General features: G+C 38.3%; 18 protein-coding genes. 12 read left to right on the forward strand and 6 right to left on the reverse strand.

All coding sequences use genetic code 11. The annotated features are described in order from the left end of the window. The first annotated feature begins 9 nt into the window (after positions 1-9). Positions 10-261 carry a hypothetical protein gene (locus DC53_RS19600; protein ID WP_007375295.1) on the forward strand — a complete coding sequence of 84 codons (252 nt, stop codon included), beginning with the start codon at positions 10-12 and terminating at the stop codon, positions 259-261. A 119-nt stretch (positions 262-380) separates the two neighbouring features. On the opposite strand, the gene DC53_RS19595 is transcribed toward DC53_RS19600, so the two are convergent. From DC53_RS19595 to DC53_RS19580, 3 genes are all read right to left on the reverse strand, one after another. Further along, positions 381-1,733, reverse strand: a complete 1,353-nt coding sequence (locus tag DC53_RS19595; protein WP_007375296.1) for a hypothetical protein — start codon at positions 1,731-1,733, stop codon at positions 381-383. Between the two features lie 104 nt (positions 1,734-1,837). Then, positions 1,838-4,525: a TonB-dependent receptor gene (locus tag DC53_RS19590; RefSeq protein ID WP_033028304.1), complete on the reverse strand. Its 2,688-nt coding sequence runs from the start codon at positions 4,523-4,525 to the stop codon at positions 1,838-1,840. A gap of 1,154 nt (positions 4,526-5,679) precedes the next feature. Further along, complete coding sequence (locus tag DC53_RS19580; protein ID WP_033028306.1) at positions 5,680-6,105, reverse strand: hypothetical protein; 426 nt, start codon at positions 6,103-6,105, stop codon at positions 5,680-5,682. Between the two features lie 342 nt (positions 6,106-6,447). Between DC53_RS19580 and ccoN the strand changes: the two genes are divergently transcribed. The 11 genes from ccoN to ttcA all read left to right on the forward strand — a co-directional run bounded on the left by ccoN (position 6,448) and on the right by ttcA (position 16,532). Further along, entirely contained in the window at positions 6,448-7,881 is a 1,434-nt protein-coding gene (gene ccoN / locus DC53_RS19575) for a cytochrome-c oxidase, cbb3-type subunit I (RefSeq protein ID WP_002961515.1), read from the forward strand. A 12-nt stretch (positions 7,882-7,893) separates the two neighbouring features. Further along, positions 7,894-8,568, forward strand: coding sequence for a cytochrome-c oxidase, cbb3-type subunit II (gene ccoO / locus DC53_RS19570; protein WP_033016430.1), 675 nt, complete (start codon positions 7,894-7,896; stop codon positions 8,566-8,568). A gap of 6 nt (positions 8,569-8,574) precedes the next feature. Continuing rightward, positions 8,575-8,760 carry a CcoQ/FixQ family Cbb3-type cytochrome c oxidase assembly chaperone gene (locus tag DC53_RS19565; RefSeq protein ID WP_024597380.1) on the forward strand — a complete coding sequence of 62 codons (186 nt, stop codon included), beginning with the start codon at positions 8,575-8,577 and terminating at the stop codon, positions 8,758-8,760. Further along, on the forward strand, positions 8,757-9,791 hold the full coding sequence (gene ccoP, locus DC53_RS19560) for a cytochrome-c oxidase, cbb3-type subunit III (RefSeq protein WP_007375299.1): 1,035 nt from the start codon (positions 8,757-8,759) through the stop codon (positions 9,789-9,791). The genes DC53_RS19565 and ccoP overlap by 4 nt, the downstream gene beginning before the upstream one ends. Positions 9,792-9,940: 149 nt before the next feature. Further along, positions 9,941-10,432, forward strand: a complete 492-nt coding sequence (locus tag DC53_RS19555; protein ID WP_033028307.1) for a FixH family protein — start codon at positions 9,941-9,943, stop codon at positions 10,430-10,432. A gap of 8 nt (positions 10,433-10,440) precedes the next feature. Next, entirely contained in the window at positions 10,441-12,816 is a 2,376-nt protein-coding gene (locus DC53_RS19550; protein ID WP_033028308.1) for a heavy metal translocating P-type ATPase, read from the forward strand. Continuing rightward, positions 12,813-12,980, forward strand: a complete 168-nt coding sequence (ccoS, locus tag DC53_RS19545; RefSeq protein ID WP_002963071.1) for a cbb3-type cytochrome oxidase assembly protein CcoS — start codon at positions 12,813-12,815, stop codon at positions 12,978-12,980. The genes DC53_RS19550 and ccoS overlap by 4 nt, the downstream gene beginning before the upstream one ends. Further along, positions 12,973-13,644, forward strand: a complete 672-nt coding sequence (locus DC53_RS19540; protein WP_033028309.1) for a sulfite exporter TauE/SafE family protein — start codon at positions 12,973-12,975, stop codon at positions 13,642-13,644. Before ccoS ends, DC53_RS19540 begins: the two co-directional genes overlap by 8 nt. A 42-nt stretch (positions 13,645-13,686) precedes the next feature. Beyond that, complete coding sequence (locus tag DC53_RS19535) at positions 13,687-14,424, forward strand: FNR family transcription factor (protein WP_007375303.1); 738 nt, start codon at positions 13,687-13,689, stop codon at positions 14,422-14,424. Between the two features lie 103 nt (positions 14,425-14,527). Beyond that, positions 14,528-15,460, forward strand: coding sequence for a universal stress protein UspE (gene uspE, locus DC53_RS19530; RefSeq protein WP_007375304.1), 933 nt, complete (start codon positions 14,528-14,530; stop codon positions 15,458-15,460). A 157-nt stretch (positions 15,461-15,617) separates the two neighbouring features. Then, the gene (gene ttcA, locus DC53_RS19525; protein WP_033028310.1) at positions 15,618-16,532 is read left to right on the forward strand and encodes a tRNA 2-thiocytidine(32) synthetase TtcA; all 915 of its coding nucleotides are present in this window, start codon (positions 15,618-15,620) and stop codon (positions 16,530-16,532) included. 67 nt (positions 16,533-16,599) lie between these two features. On the opposite strand, the gene DC53_RS19520 is transcribed toward ttcA, so the two are convergent. From DC53_RS19520 to DC53_RS19510, 3 genes are all read right to left on the reverse strand, one after another. After that, complete coding sequence (locus tag DC53_RS19520) at positions 16,600-17,661, reverse strand: hypothetical protein (RefSeq protein ID WP_033028311.1); 1,062 nt, start codon at positions 17,659-17,661, stop codon at positions 16,600-16,602. 55 nt (positions 17,662-17,716) lie between these two features. Next, positions 17,717-18,787, reverse strand: coding sequence for a hypothetical protein (locus DC53_RS19515; protein ID WP_007375307.1), 1,071 nt, complete (start codon positions 18,785-18,787; stop codon positions 17,717-17,719). A 562-nt stretch (positions 18,788-19,349) separates the two neighbouring features. Further along, entirely contained in the window at positions 19,350-20,675 is a 1,326-nt protein-coding gene (locus DC53_RS19510) for a methyl-accepting chemotaxis protein (protein ID WP_033028312.1), read from the reverse strand. Positions 20,676-20,777 lie beyond the last annotated feature (102 nt).

Here is a 20,777-nt window from a genome sequence, read left to right on the forward strand (position 1 = left end):
GAAATAACAATGAAAAAACTCCTCATTATTGTGGCTACACTTAGCCTTGCAGCTTGTTCAAAAGTAAGCTTAGAGAATTACGAAAAAATAGAAATCGGAATGGATAAAACTGAAGTAGAAACACTATTAGGTAGTGCGGATAACTGTGTAGAAAAAACACTTCATACTAATTGCGTTTGGGGTGATGAGACTAAAAATATAGAAATCACATTAGTATCAGATAAAGTAACTTTATACAGTAAGCACGGTTTAACTAAATAGACGTATACTTATAAAAAAGGAGGGCAGATTTAAATCTGCCCTCCTTTTTTATACTAATTGCATTGAATTAGTGAGTTATTTAATTCGCTAGAATGATCATGTTTTTAATAAAAGGCGTATTATTTTGTAGAATAAATAAGTTCTATATTAACTATTTTACTGCGATTAAGGGTGATTTTATAACGTTGGTAAAGCTTTTTATCCTCTTCAGTTAACACCAGCACCATGTTTAATTGATAGCGCCTTTCTACTGCCTGCTTAGAAATTTTATTACTGTCTAAATGATATAACTTGCCCTCTCCCCGCTTTAAGTAACGTGCAAACGGTGCAAGGTTAAAATGTAATGTTTGCTGTAGCGTATCGTAACCTGGTAAAAATTCTTTTGCGCTTACACGCGTTTCACTTGCAAAATGCAACCACTGAGCCGCTTGTTTATTTTGCTGACGACGTTTTGAAAAGATAGATTTAACTTCTTTAGGGATTTTTTTAAAACGTGTGTATTCGAGCCAAATAAACTGACTCGCTATTTTATCTTTAGTAATGCTATTTTTAAAACTAAATCGCCATTTAGGTCTACCCTGCACAATAGCCCGCCAGATTACACGTGTTATGTCTTCTTTAAATATTTCTCGTAAGCCATAGATCAGCCCTAAAATCAAAATAAGGGTTGCAGTTACTTCTGTAAAACTTGAGCGCGCGTTTAATATTACCACCATCACAAAAGCCATTATAACCGCCGTCACTGTGCCTTTAACCAAACGTTTTAGATAGCTATTCAAAAATCGCGTTTGCCGCTGTAATATAACGCCATGCTCAATTAAGCGTTGTAGCAAGCGCATCTTATTCGTTATTCGATTAGCATCTTGCATGGTGGTTTCAGAATTATAATTTTTATCAGCGCGGTACGTATTTTCATTTTTACAAAATTGCAGTAACTCATTACGTTCTTTTGCATAATCGCTGCTACGTGGACCTTCATCTAAAAGCTTTAAAAAAGATTGCTCAACATGCCAACTCAAGTAATTATCGGCATTGGTAAAAAATGGCAGTAACTTTTCATCATCAGGCGTATATCGACGCAGCTTTTTTAAAAGTCCTTCACTTTGTTCGTACACTTCATTGGCGCGTTTATAAAAATCATCAGCCTCGCTAATTTTTAACGCATCTTTTATATCGGCGTCGAGTGCTAAACGTACTTGGTAACAGAATAAATTAAGATTTTGCCGGTAATCTTGCTGTTCGCCTTTGTTTTTACTAACGAAACGACTTCGCACCAAGGGCAAATGAATATTATTAGCGTTATACGCTAAGTGCGATTTAAAATGGTTATTAAAGTAGGATTCTTCAGTGAGGGTTTGCGGATTAATCCCCATTTCGTTCGGAATCGAAAAGTACAGATCAATACGCTGCTCAGAACGGGGGTTCAGTTCTGGTTCAATGACAAAAGATAAGTTTTCGTCTTGTTTTAACAATCAGCTCTCCTTCTAATTTACTCTTTAAGTGTACTTGCCTCCTTCGTTTTGTTCAATAAAAAAGGCCCAGTAAACACTGAGCCTTAATGAATTTATATTGCTAATTAAAGTTTAATATTAACACCAGCAAATAAACGGCGACCTAATACATCATATGTAAATGGGTCAGTGTTTGAGTCATTGTTACCTGAGTAATACGGTGGCTCTTTGTCAAACATGTTATTAACACCAGCAGAAACGGTCAATACATCATTGATCATGTAAGATGCGCTAATGTCGTGGTATACAACTGATGGTGTAGTTGGTGCATAACAGCTATCATCGCTAACACATGCAAAGCTATCCATACCCGCTATGTAACGAGCTTCATAAGTAGCATCCCAGTTATCGCCTTTAACTTTTAAGCTAAAGTTTGACTTAATGTCTGCGTAACCACCTGAACCACTCGTAATTAATCCTGAATAATCTACGATAGCACCAGTATCAACAACATACTCATCTAAGTAAGTTGTATCTAGGCCTGCTTTCCACGCTAAACCTAACGCATCAAATGAGTAGTTAAGGTTTAAATCGATACCAGACGTTTTCTCTGAACCAATGTTACGTAGTTGGTTATTGAAAACAATACGGCCATCAGCTTGGAATACGGCTGAAGTACTAGTACATACATCATTAGAGCTACTATTTGCATTACCAATACATTGGTCAACTACAAATTGGTTGTTGTAAGTAGAAATAGCATTTTCGATTTCAATGTCGTAGTAATCTACTGTCATTGAAAAACCTTCAAACCATTCTGGCTCATATACAACACCAAATGTAAGTGTATCAGCTTCTTCAGGTGTTAGGTTTTGGTTACCACCAACAGTTACTTCTGCTTGGCTATCAGCACCAGGGTAGCTTACTTGTTCATAAGATGGCTCTTTACCTGAATAAAGCTCATCTACAGTTGGTGCACGGAATGCTGTGGAACGAACACCACGTAGCATTAGTTCATCATTTACACGCCAAGTTAAGCCTAGTTTCCAAGTTTCATCTGAACCGAATGTGCTGTAATCAAACGCACGAATCGCTGCACTTAGTTCGATAGAATCAGCAAAAGATGCATCAGCTAATAAAGGAATTGCAAATTCAACAAACGCTTCATTTACATCAAAGCCACCGCTTGTTGGATCTACACGAGGGTCATTACCTAAACCTTGTGCTGCAATTGAATCAGGTGTGTACCAAGCTTTTTCTTGACGGTGTTCAACACCGGCTGCGAATGCTGCATAGCCAGCAGGCATTTCAAATAGTTCACCTGAAAGCGATGCCGCTAGAATAAATAACTGGCTGCCACCTGAGTTTTGTTCTGTGTAAATATACTCTTGTACATTTGACTGAGCCCAAGCTGCTTCATCTAACGGATTAAATGTACCGGCTACAATTGCAGAATTAATTGCAGAAACATTGTGTAAGTTACTCATTTTATCTACAGAGTCGTTACGACCAAAGTTTGCAGAAAAATCCCAAGAGTAATCGCTAATTTCACCTTCAGCGCCTAGCACGATACGAACGGTATCAACCGTTTGAGATAAATCACGCGTACCACTTTCAGCCATACGACGACGGTAGCTAATCTTGTCATTGTAAGCGTAGTTAGTTGCTGTAGTTACGTAATTATCATCTGCATCTTTTACAAATGCATTATTAGCAACTTGACGTTTATCATAAGTTTGGCTTAATAAACTATCACCCATGCTATCAGCATAAGTAAAACCAAAATTAATAGGTTGCGGTGCTAATTGTTGCTCAGACCAACGCTTGGTATAAGTAAATTCACTGAAAAGCCTAGTATCATCACTTATTTCATATTTACCAACACCTGTAATGTTTAAACGTTCCATAGGTGTGTATAAGTAGCTCTTTGCTGCATAGTTATATGCATCAGCTGCATCGGTAAAGCGATGTAAGCTACCACCAAGTCCGCTTAAGCCGCTATCATTTGCAACGCCTTGTTGTTCTATTTCGCCATCACTGTTTACTATGCCAGCAGTGTTTACGTTGTAAATGTGTCCGCCTTCGCTGAACGAAGAACCACCACAGTAAAGACCGTTGTCGCCTTCAAATAATGGGCAATTTGAAAAACCACGATCAGCTTGGCTTGCTTCTCCACGATTAGTGTACTGCGCACCAAAAACGATATTACCTTTATCGAATGAAGTACCTACAGTAAAGTCAATCGACGTTTCAGATGCATCATGTTTAGATGTCATTGCTGAATTAACGTTTAAATCTAACCCTTCAAAATCATTTTTAAGAATGATATTTACTACACCTGCAACCGCATCTGTGCCGTATACAGCTGAAGCACCGTCTTTAAGCACTTCAATTTGTTTGATCATTGATACCGGAATAGTGTTCAAATCAACAGTTGATGAAGCGCCAGTACCTGAGTTGATCATACGACGACCATTTACAAGCACTAAAGTACGCTGTGAACCTAAGCCACGAAGATCAATAGATGCATTACCGCTTGAACCATTGTTCACGCCAGGATTAGTCATTGCACCGCCAGTGGCTGTCATTTGTTGAAGCACACTGTCTACAGATGTTGCGCCAGAAGCTCTGATTTCATCTGCGCCAATTAGCGTTACTGGGCTAGCGGTTTCCATGTCAGAACGCTTAATGCGAGAACCCGTAATTTGAATCTTTTCGATTGATTTTGCTGCTTCGTCAGCCGCTAAAACTTGCACACTTGAGAACATCGGGATTGCTGCGATTACAGCTAAACCAAGAGTTGATTTTTTCATGAAAGAACCCTACTTGTTGGAAATTTACCGTGATTGGTAATGCTCACTTGTTATAAGAATAGTGAGTCAGGTCGGCAACTTAGGCGCTTTTAACTGAACGAAAACTTAACGAGCGGTCAGATTTTAATTTCCGTAAAAATAGAATAACCAGTAAAGGTACACACGTTACAGATTGTTTCATTGTTAATTAATAAATACACATAAAAATCAGTTGTTTATATGATCTATGATACATTCAAAAAACACCTGAAATCAAAGTGATTCACTTTGTAATCAAATGTAATTAGTAGAAAAATATCCCGATATTTGATTAATTAACAAGTTAATCACAGCGCATTATTAAAACCGCAAAACTAAATGTTAATTACTAACCATATTTATGCAGAATGAGCGATTAATTAGTCTTATTTAGCTGCTTAGGAGGCGTTTAAGGAGAAATTTTTTATTCAGGAAACATTAAAAATTGAACTTTTTAAAATCACATCAAAAGTAAATATAATTTTAGCCATGGCTTACTTTTAGATATTTATTTTAAAAAGCATACATTTACTTTTTAGCTTAAGTAAAAGCCTGTTTCGTACCGTTACTTTATAGATAGCTGACAATAATTATTAAACACTAAATACTCGCTGTTCAAAATATCTCTTTAAAATGTTTTTTGCTGGCCTAGTAGTTACAAGTGATCAGAACTGGGCTTTGCTTAACCTGAAATCGGATTACTTATTCTTTAGTGTAGGACTGTGGATATAAACTAGGAATGGCTATCAACGAGGTTAGGTCATAAATTGCGTCATCACTTTAATAAGTTCCTACCCAATCAATAAAAACTTAATACGTGCTAATTTATGTAAAAGCTTTAAGGACTGTTGACCTTGCAGAATTAAGTTTGTTCTACGTAATGGAATTTGATCACGGCGCGAGATTTGTAACCATGCAGGCTAAAAAAGCGAGCTACAAAGGGAAATCGCCCCAAGGTCTAATTCATAGGGCGGCACATGTTTGGCATTTATACTGCGTTATCACCGCTTGGTTGAAATTAAAATACTGCACAGGCGTACGCTGCCTAAAAACGGTGCATTCTGCTGAAAATTCAATCTCGAAAGATAAACCGCTTCTGGGTGATCTAATTAATTTAAATATCGTAACTTTATATGTTAGTACGTTACATAAAAATTATAGTTAATTACTTGTTCTACCGAAGATGTTTGATTAAGTATTGTGAGCTCCAAGCGCCAAAGCATATTCTTTTCAGAGCAAATACCGACCATAGTGTTGCTTTGCCAAAGTTCACCCTTTTTTATGAACTGTTGAGGTATGTACCCCATATACATAGTAACGCCTTTTAATTTTGCGTCTGTAATGTGCAATCCGTTTGGTAGCTCACTAAAAATTGTAAATGGAGTTTCGGGGGAAAGTGTAGAATTACTTAACCATACTTTAACACCACTTGGGAAAGTACATGGTAAATTGGCATCACATTGCGTTGTTTTTAGAAGCTGGGCTTCATTTTTTTCAGAAAAATCACATGCTATTAATAAAAAAAACGCTACAAAAAATATGGGTAATCTATATATAAGCATAACAATCTCGCTGTAAATAAAAGCGAATACTAATAATCGGGTCTATAAATAACAAGTGGGAGTGTTACTATTAGTCGAAATATGGCACAAACTGTATCAAAAAATAAACAACAAGCTCACAAAGTTTGATTGATGTCATAATATTACGTAATTGACCTATCTTTTTTAGGTCAAAAAATTTATCATTTCACCCGCAAAAATTAAGGGTTTCTCGAGTTTGTTTTCTGAAGCATTCATGCTTTGAACGTTTTAGGTAACATGCTTGTGAAGTAATAGTAGGCCCCACTTTTTAAAAGTGGGTAATTCATTTCTAAACGCATTTATTGCAGCGGAAGCCAGAAAATGAGCCAAACAGTAGCATCACAAACTGAGTATAACTATAAAGTTGTACGCCAATTCGCTATTATGACAGTGATTTGGGGCATCGTTGGCATGAGTATTGGGGTTCTGATTGCTGCCCAATTAGCTTGGCCAGCACTTAACTTTGATACACCATGGTTAACATACTCTCGACTACGTCCGTTACACACGAACGCAGTAATTTTCGCATTTGGTACTAGTGCACTTTTTGCGACGTCTTATTACGTCGTACAACGTACTTGTCAAACGCGTCTTTTCTCAGACAAACTCGCCGCCTTTTCATTTTGGGGCTGGCAGCTGGTTATAGTATTAGCAGTAATAACGCTTCCTTTAGGTATTACTAGCTCAAAAGAATATGCAGAACTTGAGTGGCCAATCGATATTTTAATCGCTGTGGTTTGGATTGTTTACGCCATTGTATTCTTTGGTACTTTAATCAAGCGTAAAGTGTCGCACATTTATGTTGCTAACTGGTTCTATGCTGGCTTTATAATTACTGTTGCAGTGCTTCATATTGTAAACAGCATGGCTGTGCCTGTGTCGTTAACTAAATCATACTCAATCTATGCAGGTGCGGTAGATGCTATGGTTCAGTGGTGGTACGGTCATAACGCTGTAGGTTTCCTATTAACTGCTGGTTTCTTAGGTATGATGTATTACTTTGTACCAAAACAAGCAGGTCGCCCAGTTTACTCATACCGTTTATCGGTAGTTCACTTTTGGGCACTAATTTCATTATATATCTGGGCTGGTCCTCACCACCTTCACTACACTGCGCTTCCTGATTGGACGCAAAGTTTAGGTATGGTTATGTCTATTATCCTATTCGTACCGTCTTGGGGTGGTATGATTAACGGTATTATGACACTGTCTGGCGCGTGGCATAAACTACGCACTGACCCAGTACTGCGTTTCTTAGTTGTTTCATTGTCTTTCTACGGTATGTCTACGTTTGAAGGTCCTATGATGGCAATTAAATCTGTAAATGCGTTATCTCACTACACAGATTGGACAATCGGCCACGTACACTCAGGTGCGCTAGGTTGGGTTGCTATGATTTCAATTGGTGCTATTTACCACTTAATTCCTGCGTTATTTGCGCAAGGTCGTATGTATAGCGTTAAATTGGTTAATACCCACTTCTGGTTACACACTGTAGGTGTTGTTTTATACATTGTTGCAATGTGGATCTCTGGTGTAATGCAAGGTCTAATGTGGCGTGCAGTGAATGCTGACGGTACATTAATGTACAGCTTTGTGCAGTCTTTAGAAGCGTCGCATCCTTTCTACATCATGCGTTTTGTAGGCGGTGTATTCATCGTAACAGGCATGTTAGTTATGGCTTATAACGTTTTCCGTACAATTTCAGCTGAGAAAGAATCTCTGAAGTTAGACGCGCAAGCACAATTAGCATAACGGAGTGAGATGATGAGCAATAAAAATTCACAAAATAAACATGAGATAGTAGAAAAAAACGTTGGCCTTATGGCTATTCTGACTGTTTTTGCTATCAGCTTTGGTGCATTAGTTGAAATTACTCCGCTAATGTTCCAAGACGACACAACTAAACCAGTAGAAGGCCTACGCCCTCTTAACGCTTTAGAAATGGAAGGCCGTGATATATATGTACGTGAAGGTTGTTATAACTGTCACTCACAAATGATCCGCCCTTTTCGTGATGAAGTTGAGCGTTACGGTCACTACTCTGTAGCAGGCGAATCAGTATGGGATCACCCTTTTCAATGGGGTTCTAAACGTACTGGTCCTGACCTTGCTCGCGTTGGTAAACGTTACTCGGACGATTGGCATTATGCTCACTTAGTTGACCCACGTGCCGTGGTTCCTGAGTCGAATATGCCAGGTTTTCCTTGGTTAGCAGAGGATAAGGTAGATACAAGCCTGACTCTGAAAAAACTACAAATTTTCCGTGATACTTTTGCTATTAACCCAGAAAACCCTAAACACCCGGGCCTAGGTTATGGCAGCGACGAAGAACTTAAAGCTGATGTTGAAAAAGTTAACGCTATGAATAACGGCGAAGGCGCAACGGAGATGCAAGCTCTAATCGCGTATTTACAGCAACTTGGTACCCACTTGAAGTAAATTATTATGGATTACGGAACATACAGAGGCATTTTGACTCTGGTAATTTTAGTATTGTTTATTGTGATTGTTGTATGGGCATACAGCAAGCGTAGCAAAAATCGTTTTGATAGCGCTGCTAATGCCATTTTCGAAGATGAAAAAAAACATAACAACACACTCTCTAACGAGGAAAAGGAGTCTGAAAAATGACTAGCTTTTGGAGTATTTGGGTTATTGTATTAACCCTTGCATGCTTATGCATCATCTTTGGCTTATTAGTTTGGAACTTAAAAAACTATGCTGGCGTAAAAGAAGGTGAAAGCTGTGGACATGAATTTGACGGCATTGAAGAGCTAAATAATCCACTACCAAAATGGTGGACTTACATGTTTTTCGCAACTTTTATTTGGTCAGTATATTACCTTGCAGCTTACCCAGGTTTAGGTAACTGGGAAGGTTTAGGTAAATGGACTAGTTCTAATCAAGGTATTACGTCTTTAGCTGAGTCTAAAAAAGCAGTTGCAGAGGCCAAAGCTGAAGGTCGTTTTGTTAAACTCGATAAAGAGTACGAAGCCGCAGAAGAACGCTTTGGTCCTATTTTTAACCGACTTGCACAAGTGCCGGTTTTAGATTTAGTTAATTCTAAGTTTGAAGGTGACGCAGCGCAGCAAGTTGCTCTAAAAAATGGCGACAAACATGAGCAAACAGATGGCCAATTAGCCATCGAAATTGGTCAGCGTTTATTCTCACAAAACTGTGCGCAATGTCACGGCTCTGATGCGCGTGGCGGAACTGGCTTCCCTAACCTAACTGATAAAGATTGGTTATATGGCGGTACACCAGACAAAATTAGAGAAACTCTGCTTAATGGTCGTATTGCAGCAATGCCAGCTTGGGGCCCAGCTCTTGGCGAGCAAGGCGTTAAAGAAATGACAGCACATGTGCTGAGCCTTTCTGGCCGTACTGTTAACCAAAAAGATGCAGCAGCAGGCGCCGCTAAGTTTGCAATGTGCGCCGCATGTCACGGTGCTGATGGTAAAGGGTCGGTTGCACATAACCTACCATTTGGCGCGCCTAACCTGACTGATAACATTTGGTTATACGGTGGCTCTCAACGCGCTGTTGAAGAAACGCTTAACCACGGCCGTGCTGGTGTAATGCCTGCTTGGAAAGACATTTTAGGTGAAGATAAGATTCACTTATTAACAGCCTACGTTTACAGTTTATCGCAAGATAAATAAGCACGCGGTTAATAAAATGTTTATAAATTAATTTATTTAATTCAATAGATTAATCCAGATCAAAAAAGCCTCCACTGTGAGGCTTTTTTTTAGTCTTTTACGTATAATTCCTATAAAATAACGCTTCCTAAACTAATTTTAGAGACACTATGCAACCTACTCCGTGGTATAAAAATTTTTGGCCTTGGTTTTTAATCTTTTTTCCGTTAGTTGCCATTATTGGCTGTATTAGCTTGTTTATTACGGCGATAGGTAACGGCCCAGATATGGTTGTTGACGACTACTACAAAAAAGGGAAAGCAATAAACTTAGAATTAACCAAGTTTGAAAAAGCAAAAGCACTTTATTTACACGGCGAATTAAATGTTACTAATGAACGTGTAAGCTTTAAATTTACAAAAGGCGATAGCAGCAACGTACATGTTTTAAAACTTTCGTTTTACCACCGTACTATTAAAGCGCATGACTTTGAGGCAACACTTACGCCTAATGCCAATCAAGAGTTTACTGCATTACTTAATGAGTACACATCGGGTGCATATTCTGTATTTATTGAGCCAATTGATGGTAGTTGGAAACTAAAAGAGAACATTGTTCTACCGACGGCTGAAACCGTTTTAGTTAATCCTAACTATAAGTAGTCATTACTATGTCTAACTTTTGCTTTCATTGCCTTGAAAGTGTGCCAAACGGATTTAGCGCAAACGTTATCATTGACGATAAAGCCCAGCCGATGTGTTGCATTGGCTGCCAAGCAGTTGCGCAAAATATTGTTGATCAAGGCATGACTGATTATTATAAATACCGAACCGTTCGCGCTGGAAAAGTCGAACAGCTAGTACCTGAGCAACTCGCATTTATAAAAAGTTACGACAACGAAGACATTCAAGACGAATTTATAGCCACTAACGATAATATCTCAGAAGTATTGTTGAGCGTTGAAGGTATAACCTGCGCAGCATGTGCATGGCTAATCGAAAAACAACTTTTAAATTTAACCTCAGTAAAACGTGTTGATGTAAACACATCTACCAATCGCGCGATGATCCAATGGGACAAAACTAGCACCCCATTAAGTGAAGTTATTACTTCCTTAGCTAAAATTGGTTATAAAGCCTACCCGTTTCAATCAGATATTGAAGCACAACAAAAACAGCAAACTGCAAAAGCCTATATTCGCCGCTTAGGTGTTGCAGGCTTAATGACCATGCAAGTTATGATGTTTGCGTTTGCCATGTACTTTGGCATGTTCTCCGGCATGGACAGCAATTTTGAGCAGTATTTTAGATGGATCAGCTTAGTACTAGCCTCTCCGGTTATTTTATACAGTGCACTGCCCTTTTTAACCAATGCTATAAATGGACTAAAAGCAAGACAGCTCAATATGGATTTACCCGTATCACTGGCTATTTTTTGTGCGTTTGGTGCAAGTTGTTACGCCACATTTATGCAAGTCGGCGAAGTGTATTTTGAATCTGTGTGCATGTTTACCTTTTTACTTTTATTAGGTAAGTACCTTGAATTTAGAGCGCGTTTAAAAGCGAGCGAATTTACTGCCAACTTACAAAAATTATTGCCATTAACAGCCCGCACCATTAACGAAAGTGGCGAAGAACTTATAATTGCAGCAAAAAAACTAAAGCTTAATGATGTAGTGCTTATTAAAGCCGGTGAAACAATTCCGGCCGACGGCGAACTTATTAAAGGTAAAACTACGGTTGATGAATCAATGATGACGGGAGAACACCAGCCTGTCACTAAATTTATTGGTCACAATGTCTACGCCGGTTGCGTTAACCACGACGGCGTTATTGAAATAAAAATTAATAAAATTGGTCAAAATACGCTTTTAAACCAAATTATACGCCTGCAACATAACGCTTTAACCAAGCGCCCTAAACTGGTTGAAATTACAGATAAAGTTGCGCAATGGTTTATTGCGTCTTTACTTATATTTGCTTCACTTACAGCTATTGGCTGGTACCAAATTGACCCTGAACACGCATTTTGGATCACCATTTCGGTTTTAGTTGCTACCTGCCCATGTGCCCTGAGTTTAGCGATACCAACCGCACTTACATGCGCGGTTGCAACACTTACTCGTAAAGGCGTGTTGATAAAACAAGCGCATGTGCTCGAAACACTCTCACAAATTACGTTATTTGCGTTTGATAAAACAGGCACGCTCACCCAAGGTAAATTTAGCCTTGATGAAGTGGATATAATCGATAAGCAATACACAAAAGCGCAAGTGCTAGATATGGCAGCTATGTTAGAGCGTTATTCTGAACACCCTATCGCCAGTGCTTTTGATGAAATTACCCCTGCTCACCACAACCTTGATAACGTTGAAGTACACCCAGGTCTGGGAATTAGCGCACAAGATGCAAACAATCATTACGCAATTGGTAAAAGTGGTTGGTTTGATAGCAAAAAATCAAATGCACAAGCAAGCTTGTATATTAATAAGCAAGTTGTTGCACGTTTTTACTTTATTGATAAAGTGAAAAACGATGCTCAAAAGCTTATAGGCTCACTTCAATCGCAAAATTTAACGTGTCATATGTTAACTGGTGACGCATCAGATGCTGGGCAAAAAGTAGCTAAACAACTCAACCTTGAAAGTGTGCAATCTGGATGTTCGCCACAAGATAAACAAACAGCCGTTGAACAATGGGCGTCACAAAACGAAGTAGTTGCAATGGTCGGCGATGGCGTAAACGACAGTCCTGTATTTGCCAGTGCACACTTATCCATTGCAATGGAAACAGGTGCTGACATATCAAAAAATAGCGCCGATGTAGTGCTTCTTAATAGCGATTTAGCTTCAATCGATCATTTACTCAATGTGGCAAAACAAACAAGACGTATTATTAAGCAAAACCTTGCACTGTCTTTATTGTATAATGCGTCCATATTACCATTGGCGGCATTAGGCTTAGTTGCTCCGTGGATGGCTGTTATTGGCATGTCTGCCAGCTCCATTATTGTGATTAGTAATTCACTAAGGCTATTAAAGTTATGAGCATAATTTACATTTTGATCCCCATTGCCATTTTGTTTGTCATTATTGCTATTGGCGTGTTTTTTTGGGCCGTAAAAAGTGAGCAGTTTTCTGATTTAAACAAACAAGGTCATAGTATTTTGTTTGAAGACGACAAAGAGCAACACAACAAAAGTAATGATTGATCCTCTTTATACCAGTGCATTTTTAATGGGGCTAATAGGTAGCGGCCATTGCATTGCTATGTGCGGCGGTATTGCAAGCTCATTACAACTGGCAAGCGATAAACGTAAAACATTTACCTATTCATTTGCTTATAATATTGGACGCGCACTTAGCTACATGGCAGCAGGCGCGCTTGTTGCTGGTATTAGCAGTCAATTTGCTAGGCAAAATACGTCTTTTTCTTTAGCCCTTTCATTCATTGCAGCTATTTTTATGCTCCTAGTCGGCGTATATATAATGCGCTTGGGCCCTACGCTGCAGTGGTTAGAGAAAATAGGTAAAACCTTGGTATGGCAACACATTGTTAAGCTAAATAAATATTTAATGCCTATTAACTCTCCTTTTAAAGCCCTAGGTTACGGTGCATTGTGGGGCTGGCTGCCTTGTGGACTTGTATACTCAGCGCTTACATGGGCGATGACTAGTCCAAGTGCTTTAGATGGCGCTTTAGTGATGCTTTGTTTTGCTTTAGGTACTTTTCCGGCAATGATCACTCTAGGTATCACCGCACAAAAGCTAAATAGTATTATTAACCATCCATGGACTCGCATTGTATTAGGCAGTGTTATAATTTGGTATGGTATCTACTTATTGATTATTGCAACCGACAAGCTGGTACACTAATCTAGACAACGTCGTGCATAAAAATTAAAAACGGATTAAAATATGGATTTCTCTCAAAGTCGCGCTAAAAGCAATTGTGCTATTAGCTGTAATAACTGCAGTATCAGTCAATTGTGTTTGCCATTTTCACTCAATGGCCAAGAAATGGATAAGCTTGACGAAATTATTGAGCGAAAAAAACCACTCCATAAAGGCGACTACTTATTTGAATCAGGTGCCCCTTTACAAGCTATTTATGCAGTACGTTCAGGTTCATTTAAATCTTATACACTATCAGAACAAGGCGATGAGCAAATAACCGGATTTCATTTAGCGGGCGATTTGGTGGGCTTTGACGCGATAAGCAAAATGGCGCATCAGAGCTTTTCGCAAGCACTCGAAACGTCAATGGTATGCGAAATTCCATTTGATACACTTGATGAACTTGCTGGTAAATTACCAAAACTTCGTCAACAAATTATGCGTTTAATGAGCAGTGAGATTACATACGATCAAGAAATGCTGTTATTACTTAATAAAAAATCAGCAGAAGAACGCTTAGCTAGTTTTATTTATAACCTGTCAGAGCGTTTTGGTGAGCGTGGTTTTTCGCGTAAAGAATTTAGATTTACCATGACTCGTGGTGAAATAGGTAACTACTTAGGCCTTACCGTAGAAACTATTAGCCGCTTATTAAGCCGTTTTCAAAAAGCTGACTTAATTAAAGTAGAAGGTAAATTTATTACTATTTTAGATAACAATGCATTAGCTAAAGCCGCAGCAATTGTTAAATCTTGCTAAATAAAATAGTTTGATTTAGAACAACAATTTATGTGCTACCCCTTTAACTGTTTTGTATTTACGTTACACTAAAAATACACCCGTTAAGTAAATGGAGTAGCACATGGACACTATTAAACGCATTATTGCAGTTATTGACCCTACCAAAGACGATCAACACGGTTTAGCACGTTCAATAGATTTAGCTAAGAAATCTGGCGCAAGTATTACCGCCTTTATGACGGTTTATGACTTCTCTTATGAAATGACCACAATGCTCTCTGGCGATGAACGAGAAGCTATGCGCGACGCTGTTGTTAAAGACCGCGAACTATGGCTAAGTGATTTGGTTTCTCCCTACAAAGATATAAGTATTGAAACTCAAGTTGTATGGCATAACCGCCCTTATGAAGCTATTATTGATGCCGTAATTGATGAAAAGTACGATTTAGTAATTAAAGGCACACATCAACATGGTGCACTTAAATCCGTTATTTTCACCCCTACAGATTGGCACTTAGTACGTAAATGCCCAGCTCCGGTATTGTTTGTAAAAGAAATGGCATGGCCAGCAAACGGAAATATTTTAGCTGCTGTAAATGCAGTTAGTGAAAACGAAGAACATGTAGCACTTAATAAACGAGTTATCAAAGATGCACAATTTTTATGTGGACTCGCCAATGCAACACTCAATTTAGTTAATGCCTACCCTGCAACCCCCGTTAATATCGCTATCGAAATCCCTGAGTTTAACCCTGGACTTTATAACGAATCAGTTAAAAAACATCACCACGAATCAACCAATGAACTTGCCGCTGAATTTAATTTAAGCCAAGAACAATGTTTTATTGAAGAAGGCTTACCAGAGGATGTAATTCCTGATGTGGCTAAGCGATTAAATAGTGAATTGGTTGTTATTGGTACTGTAGGTCGTACAGGTTTAAGTGCAGCACTTGTAGGTAATACTGCAGAGCATGTAATTGATAGCCTTGACTGCGATGTATTGGCACTTAAACCCGATGGTTACGTAAGCCCGTTGGCAAAAAAGCTAGATTAACCAAAAAATATTTTAGCAAATAACAGCACGTACCTTACTTGCTAAAAATACCGCGTTTAATTACATCCTAAACTCGCATATTCAGGTGGTTTGGGTATAATACGCCCCTTTATTTTTAGCAAATAACTTTGCTGCATTGTTTTACTAGGGGGCGTAATTGTCACACTCAGATCAAGCTAAAGCTCAATTTAACTTAAATAAGCTGCAAAAGCGTTTACGTCGCCAAACTGGTCAAGCCGTTATGGACTTCAATATGATTGAAGAAGGTGACCGTATAATGGTGTGTTTATCAGGTGGCAAAGACAGCTATACAATGCTTGAAATGCTTCAGCATTTAAAACGTGTTGCACCAATAAAGTTTGATCTAGTTGTTGTAAACCTTGATCAAAAACAACCAGATTTTCCTGAGCATGTATTGCCCCAATACCTTGATAAATTAAATGTTGAATACAAAATTGTAGAAGAAGATACTTACAGTATTGTGACTGATATTATTCCTGAAGGGAAAACAACCTGTTCACTTTGCTCTCGTTTACGTCGTGGTATTTTATACCGCACAGCAAAAGAGCTAGGTGCTACAAAAATTGCGCTTGGCCATCATCGCGACGACATGATTGAAACCTTGTTTTTAAATATGTTTTACGGCGGTAAACTAAAGAGTATGCCCGCTAAATTAATGAGTGATAACGGTGAGCACATGGTTATTCGCCCGCTTGCATATTGCAGAGAAACCGATATAGCCCAATACGCATTTGCACAAGGTTACCCTATTATTCCTTGTAATTTATGTGGCTCGCAAGAAAACTTACAACGTAAACATACAAAAGCGATGCTTGCTAAATGGGATGCTGAGCACCCAGGACGTATAGAAAGCATTTTTACTGCAATGCAAAATATAGTTCCTTCGCATTTGGCCGATGCTGATCTATTTGATTTTAAAAATTTACAAACCGGTGAAGTAATTAATGGTGGTGATATCGCCCTTGATAAACCCGACATTCCTAAAGTGCCTGTTACTAATGAACTTGATGAACAAGAAACGCCAAGTGTTGTTACTATAAATCTAAGCTAACTAATTTAAGGGTTTGTATTTATATACAAACCCTTAAAATTTAACAACTTAGTATTACGCTCTATTTTCAACTTTCAGCTAAGCCTTGTAAAAACTCCAAGCTCAGCTTTTCTTGTGCATTAGCCTGATAGGGTAATTGCTGCAAGCTATCGTACGAAAAATCGTTAATATCAAATTGACTTATTTCACTATTTCCAAAGCTGTTTCGCTCACCTGGGCTTGGTGACATTCTCTCAACAACAAAGTCACTTAAGCGCATTTCTGTAATACCTTGTGGTAATACAGACCAGTGAGCTTTTAGATTAAGTGTTTGATTCCCCTGCGTTAACCTCTTCTTTGATACTAAATGAGCTAGTGGTGTATCACCATTATATAAATTAGCTCTCACCCGATATAAACCGCTTTTTATGACGGTTAGATTTGCTGGTATAAGCATATTTTCATTTTGTGCATAAGCTGTATTAAAGCCAATTAAGGTTGCACTTGGTGGCATATATTGAATTTGCGCAACTACGGGTACTTTTTTACCTGCCACATCAGCCTCTACAAACAATTGTAAACTACGAGGATAATCTTCTTTAGCTTTAAACGTTATACTCGCCTCTCCTTCGTGTGCACTGCCAGTATGAGTATTTAATACCTCTTTTGTGTCTGTATTTGCCAGCTCAACCACCACTTTACCGAGCCCCTGCGCGCTTACATTTAACCTTATTTCTTCTGGGTATACAAAACGATACTGCTCAAGGCTTAACGTAAGCGCAGAGCCAGTTTCGTCAATTGGGCTCGATACCGGATAAAACTGGTTTGGCTTTAGACGATCCTCATCTAATGTGCTCAACGGTTGAGAATAAGGAGGAAATTTAAGTGCACTTTCGTATTGCATAACTATTTGTTCAGCTGCTTTTGTTAAATCTTCATTAAAAGCAATTTGTTGTTTAGATGGTGTTTTTTTTACTTTAGGTACATCAATGGCTATTACTTTTACAGGATCTGTATTTGGGGCGCTAAGAGACTTTGATATTGGTTTTTTTTCTGTCTCATCCAGTTTTTTTGAGTCATTATTATTTGTAAACCACAGCACAAATAAAGCAACGCTAATGATTAAAGTGATCAGATAAAATTTTTTCATAGGCTATATTCATATCCTGCATAAAGCGTGCAGTTAGTAACTGCACGCTTTTATATTATGGAATCACATTATAAATAAGCGCCGATGCACTTAAATTATTAGAATCCTTTATGTACCGGTATTGTTTTTTCCAAAACCAAGTACCTGTTGATTCATCAAACGTATTAAAACCTACGTTTTGGCCATCAACATTCACATTATTCATCGCAATAGTTACATTACCTTTGCGTTGTGCATTATGAATTTCATTGTGGCTATAGCTATCACTCATCATCATAGGATAATGGTTTGGCATAAAGCTTGTTACTGCATCGCCTTGTGAATCTAACTGTCCATCTGTATCGATACTGCGGCTACAGCTTCCAAACGATCCTACAGAACTTGCCCCACATGATGAGTGTGATGCTACAACGGAGTCATCGTTACCTCTTAAAAAACCACCCGTTAGGCCTAAGTATGCATTACCATCAGCAACAAAACGTAAGCGTGGTGTGCGTGCGTCAGGAAATGGTGAAATTTTACGTGCATTATTTACTTTTAAATCGTGTAATACACCAATTGCTTGCGTTACATCGCTGCCTAACCACCATTTGAGTGCAGCATCTATCGCAAAGTTCCATGAAGCACCGGTTAATGCACTCACTGCAATATCAGCGAGCTCACTTCCACCGCCAGCCCCTGCCAAATCAAACGTAGCAACAATATTAAGCGGTTGTAGCCCCGCGTTTTCTAACCAGTTTTCTTGATTATCAATAATATGGCGTGCAACTAAGTCACCTGTAGAATGAGTTACAAGCACACAGCCATCGTTACACAAATTAGAACGCGAAATTTGTTTCAACTTAGGCCAAACCCAATCAGTGGCTATTTTACCCTCTACACGCTCGTATGAAGGCCAATCAATGCGTTCGTCAGCGCGATTATTCCAGTACGATTGCCAATATGTTTCACCATCATTGACAACATCACTGCCTGATTTATTTGTTATTTGCGACACTTGTAAGCCATGAATTAATATAATTTTGTAATCTTTACTCGCAGCGGAAAAACTCATTAACATAGCGAGTCCCGCACCAAGTAAATGGCTTGGTTTTATTAGTTTGTGTGTGCGTTTGTTGTTGTTCATACAATTCCTTAATGTGGTGTGTTTTATATTTACTATTTAACCTCAACTCTAACTAATAGATTTACTAACATATTGAACCACAATGATAGTCAAATTTGTTTTTCTCTAAGCCAGCGATTTTCAGTGAAAACAAGGCTAATTCACTCGTCAGTAGTGGATCTGTTGTAATCGCAGTTGGCGCTGAAGTAGCAGTTTGAGATAGATTTACTATCTAAAGCTCAGGTTATTTATATTTAAGGTATTCATGTTCAATGTACTTGAGCTTGTCAGCTCAGGCATTCAACAGTATTAGGAACAAACCACTAAAATGCAACATTTTATTATCATTTGTGTTGGAAAATAATTTATTTCACATTTATTAATGGGTTAACAAAACGATAATTGTTAAATTTGAAATTATTGGACTGATTTAAAAGATTACACTGAGGAGTATTAAAATTAAACTAATTCGGTTAGCTTCGTGTTTATGAATGCAAATGTGGCTAAGTTTTTCTAAAGCATTTAAACCTTTAATGTTTAAGTGCTTTAGGAAGGCCGGCTTTAAAATGAGGAGACAATTAGGCTAACCATTGGCTTTAAGTTCATTAGTAAATTGCCCTATAGCATTCACAACTTCTTGCGCACCTTGCTGAATTTCCTGCATCACATCACCTGACTCTTTAGATAATGCTAAACCTTGCTCTGCTTTCTCTTTACCTTTCTCGATTACAGCCACCGTATTTTGTGTCTGTGATTGATTACGCTGCACAACTTCAACAATTTCTTCTGTTGCTTTTGAGGTACGCGATGCAAGCAACCTTACTTCGTCTGCAACAACAGCAAAACCTCGACCTTGCTCTCCAGCCCTAGCTGCTTCAATTGCGGCATTCAACGCTAATAAATTTGTTTGTTCGGCAATACTGCTGATACTTTGTACAATGCTCGCAATTTGTTGTGACTGCTGATCGAGCGCTGATATTTCACTAGCAGCTTGCTCCATGTTAACGGCCAACTCAGTCATAACAGCGACTGTATCTTGTATAACAAGCGCACCTTGCTCTGCTTTTTTATCGGTTTGGGTTGAGGTGCCATGAGCAATTTCGGCCGCTTGTGATATTGCTATTTCTTGATTTACTTGCTCTGTAATAACTGTCGCGAATTTCATTACTTTATAAAGTTCATTTGCATCATTTGAGATTGGATTGTATGACGCTTCTAACCATACAATATTGCCATGTTTATCTACGCGCTTAAAACGTTCCGCAATAAATTTTCCTTCCCGCAACTTAGTCCAAAATTGCAAGTACTCTTGAGAGTTTGCTTCTGATCCCTCACAAAATGTACGGTGGTGCTTGCCTATAATTTCACTTTCTTTATAGCCCATAGCTACCAAAAATTGATCATTAGCTTTTAAAACATGTCCTTCTAAATCAAATTCGATTACAGCCATAGAGCGATATATTGCTTTAATAGTGTCGCTTTGCTCGCGAGAAGCTGTAATTGTTTTTGTAAGTACACTCCCGAATATAGAAAAATAGAGCAGCTGGTCTTGCTCACCTTTTACTGGGTGTACTATTAAACGTAACCATTCAGCTTTACCATCACCGCGCGCAATTTGTAATGCACCTCCCCAATGTCCTTCTTTTTTTATAGCTTGCTGTAGGCTTTTAAATTCTGAAGATTGACGAGACGACTCAGTAATAAAATCATCAAAAGAGTTATTAGTAAGATCGTCTTCGTTGTAGCCTAAGTTTTCTAAAAACCTATCATTAGCGTGCGAAATTCTACCATCATAAAGAATGTTTAGTACTAACATCTCTCGGTAAAGCCCTTCCCACACTTGTCGTAACGGATAGAGTTCTGCTTTTAAAGAGGCTATTTCATTTTGCTTATTTTTAGAAAAAAACATTAATATCCTTACTAACACATTCAATATAAAATTAATTTTAGTATAGAAGACATTTATAATAACGCGATAAATAACAAGCAGTTTGAAGCTAAATTATTAATC

The organism is Pseudoalteromonas fuliginea, assembly GCF_000690055.1.
Taxonomy (GTDB): Bacteria; Pseudomonadota; Gammaproteobacteria; order Enterobacterales; family Alteromonadaceae; genus Pseudoalteromonas; species Pseudoalteromonas fuliginea.

Bases quoted from the DNA above. Each gene is read 5' to 3' on its own strand.
- DC53_RS19600 (WP_007375295.1), top strand. From the start codon at position 10: ATGAAAAAACTCCTCATTATTGTGGCTACACTTAGCCTTGCAGCTTGT.
- uspE (WP_007375304.1), top strand. From the start codon at position 14,528: ATGGACACTATTAAACGCATTATTGCAGTTATTGACCCTACCAAAGAC.
- DC53_RS19540 (WP_033028309.1), top strand. From the start codon at position 12,973: ATGATTGATCCTCTTTATACCAGTGCATTTTTAATGGGGCTAATAGGT.
- ccoS (WP_002963071.1), top strand. From the start codon at position 12,813: ATGAGCATAATTTACATTTTGATCCCCATTGCCATTTTGTTTGTCATT.
- ccoO (WP_033016430.1), top strand. From the start codon at position 7,894: ATGAGCAATAAAAATTCACAAAATAAACATGAGATAGTAGAAAAAAAC.
- DC53_RS19520 (WP_033028311.1), bottom strand. From the start codon at position 17,661: ATGAAAAAATTTTATCTGATCACTTTAATCATTAGCGTTGCTTTATTT.
- DC53_RS19510 (WP_033028312.1), bottom strand. From the start codon at position 20,675: ATGTTTTTTTCTAAAAATAAGCAAAATGAAATAGCCTCTTTAAAAGCA.
- DC53_RS19565 (WP_024597380.1), top strand. From the start codon at position 8,575: ATGGATTACGGAACATACAGAGGCATTTTGACTCTGGTAATTTTAGTA.
- ccoN (WP_002961515.1), top strand. From the start codon at position 6,448: ATGAGCCAAACAGTAGCATCACAAACTGAGTATAACTATAAAGTTGTA.
- ccoP (WP_007375299.1), top strand. From the start codon at position 8,757: ATGACTAGCTTTTGGAGTATTTGGGTTATTGTATTAACCCTTGCATGC.
- DC53_RS19535 (WP_007375303.1), top strand. From the start codon at position 13,687: ATGGATTTCTCTCAAAGTCGCGCTAAAAGCAATTGTGCTATTAGCTGT.
- DC53_RS19550 (WP_033028308.1), top strand. From the start codon at position 10,441: ATGTCTAACTTTTGCTTTCATTGCCTTGAAAGTGTGCCAAACGGATTT.
- DC53_RS19590 (WP_033028304.1), bottom strand. From the start codon at position 4,525: ATGAAAAAATCAACTCTTGGTTTAGCTGTAATCGCAGCAATCCCGATG.
- DC53_RS19555 (WP_033028307.1), top strand. From the start codon at position 9,941: ATGCAACCTACTCCGTGGTATAAAAATTTTTGGCCTTGGTTTTTAATC.
- DC53_RS19580 (WP_033028306.1), bottom strand. From the start codon at position 6,105: ATGCTTATATATAGATTACCCATATTTTTTGTAGCGTTTTTTTTATTA.
- DC53_RS19515 (WP_007375307.1), bottom strand. From the start codon at position 18,787: ATGAACAACAACAAACGCACACACAAACTAATAAAACCAAGCCATTTA.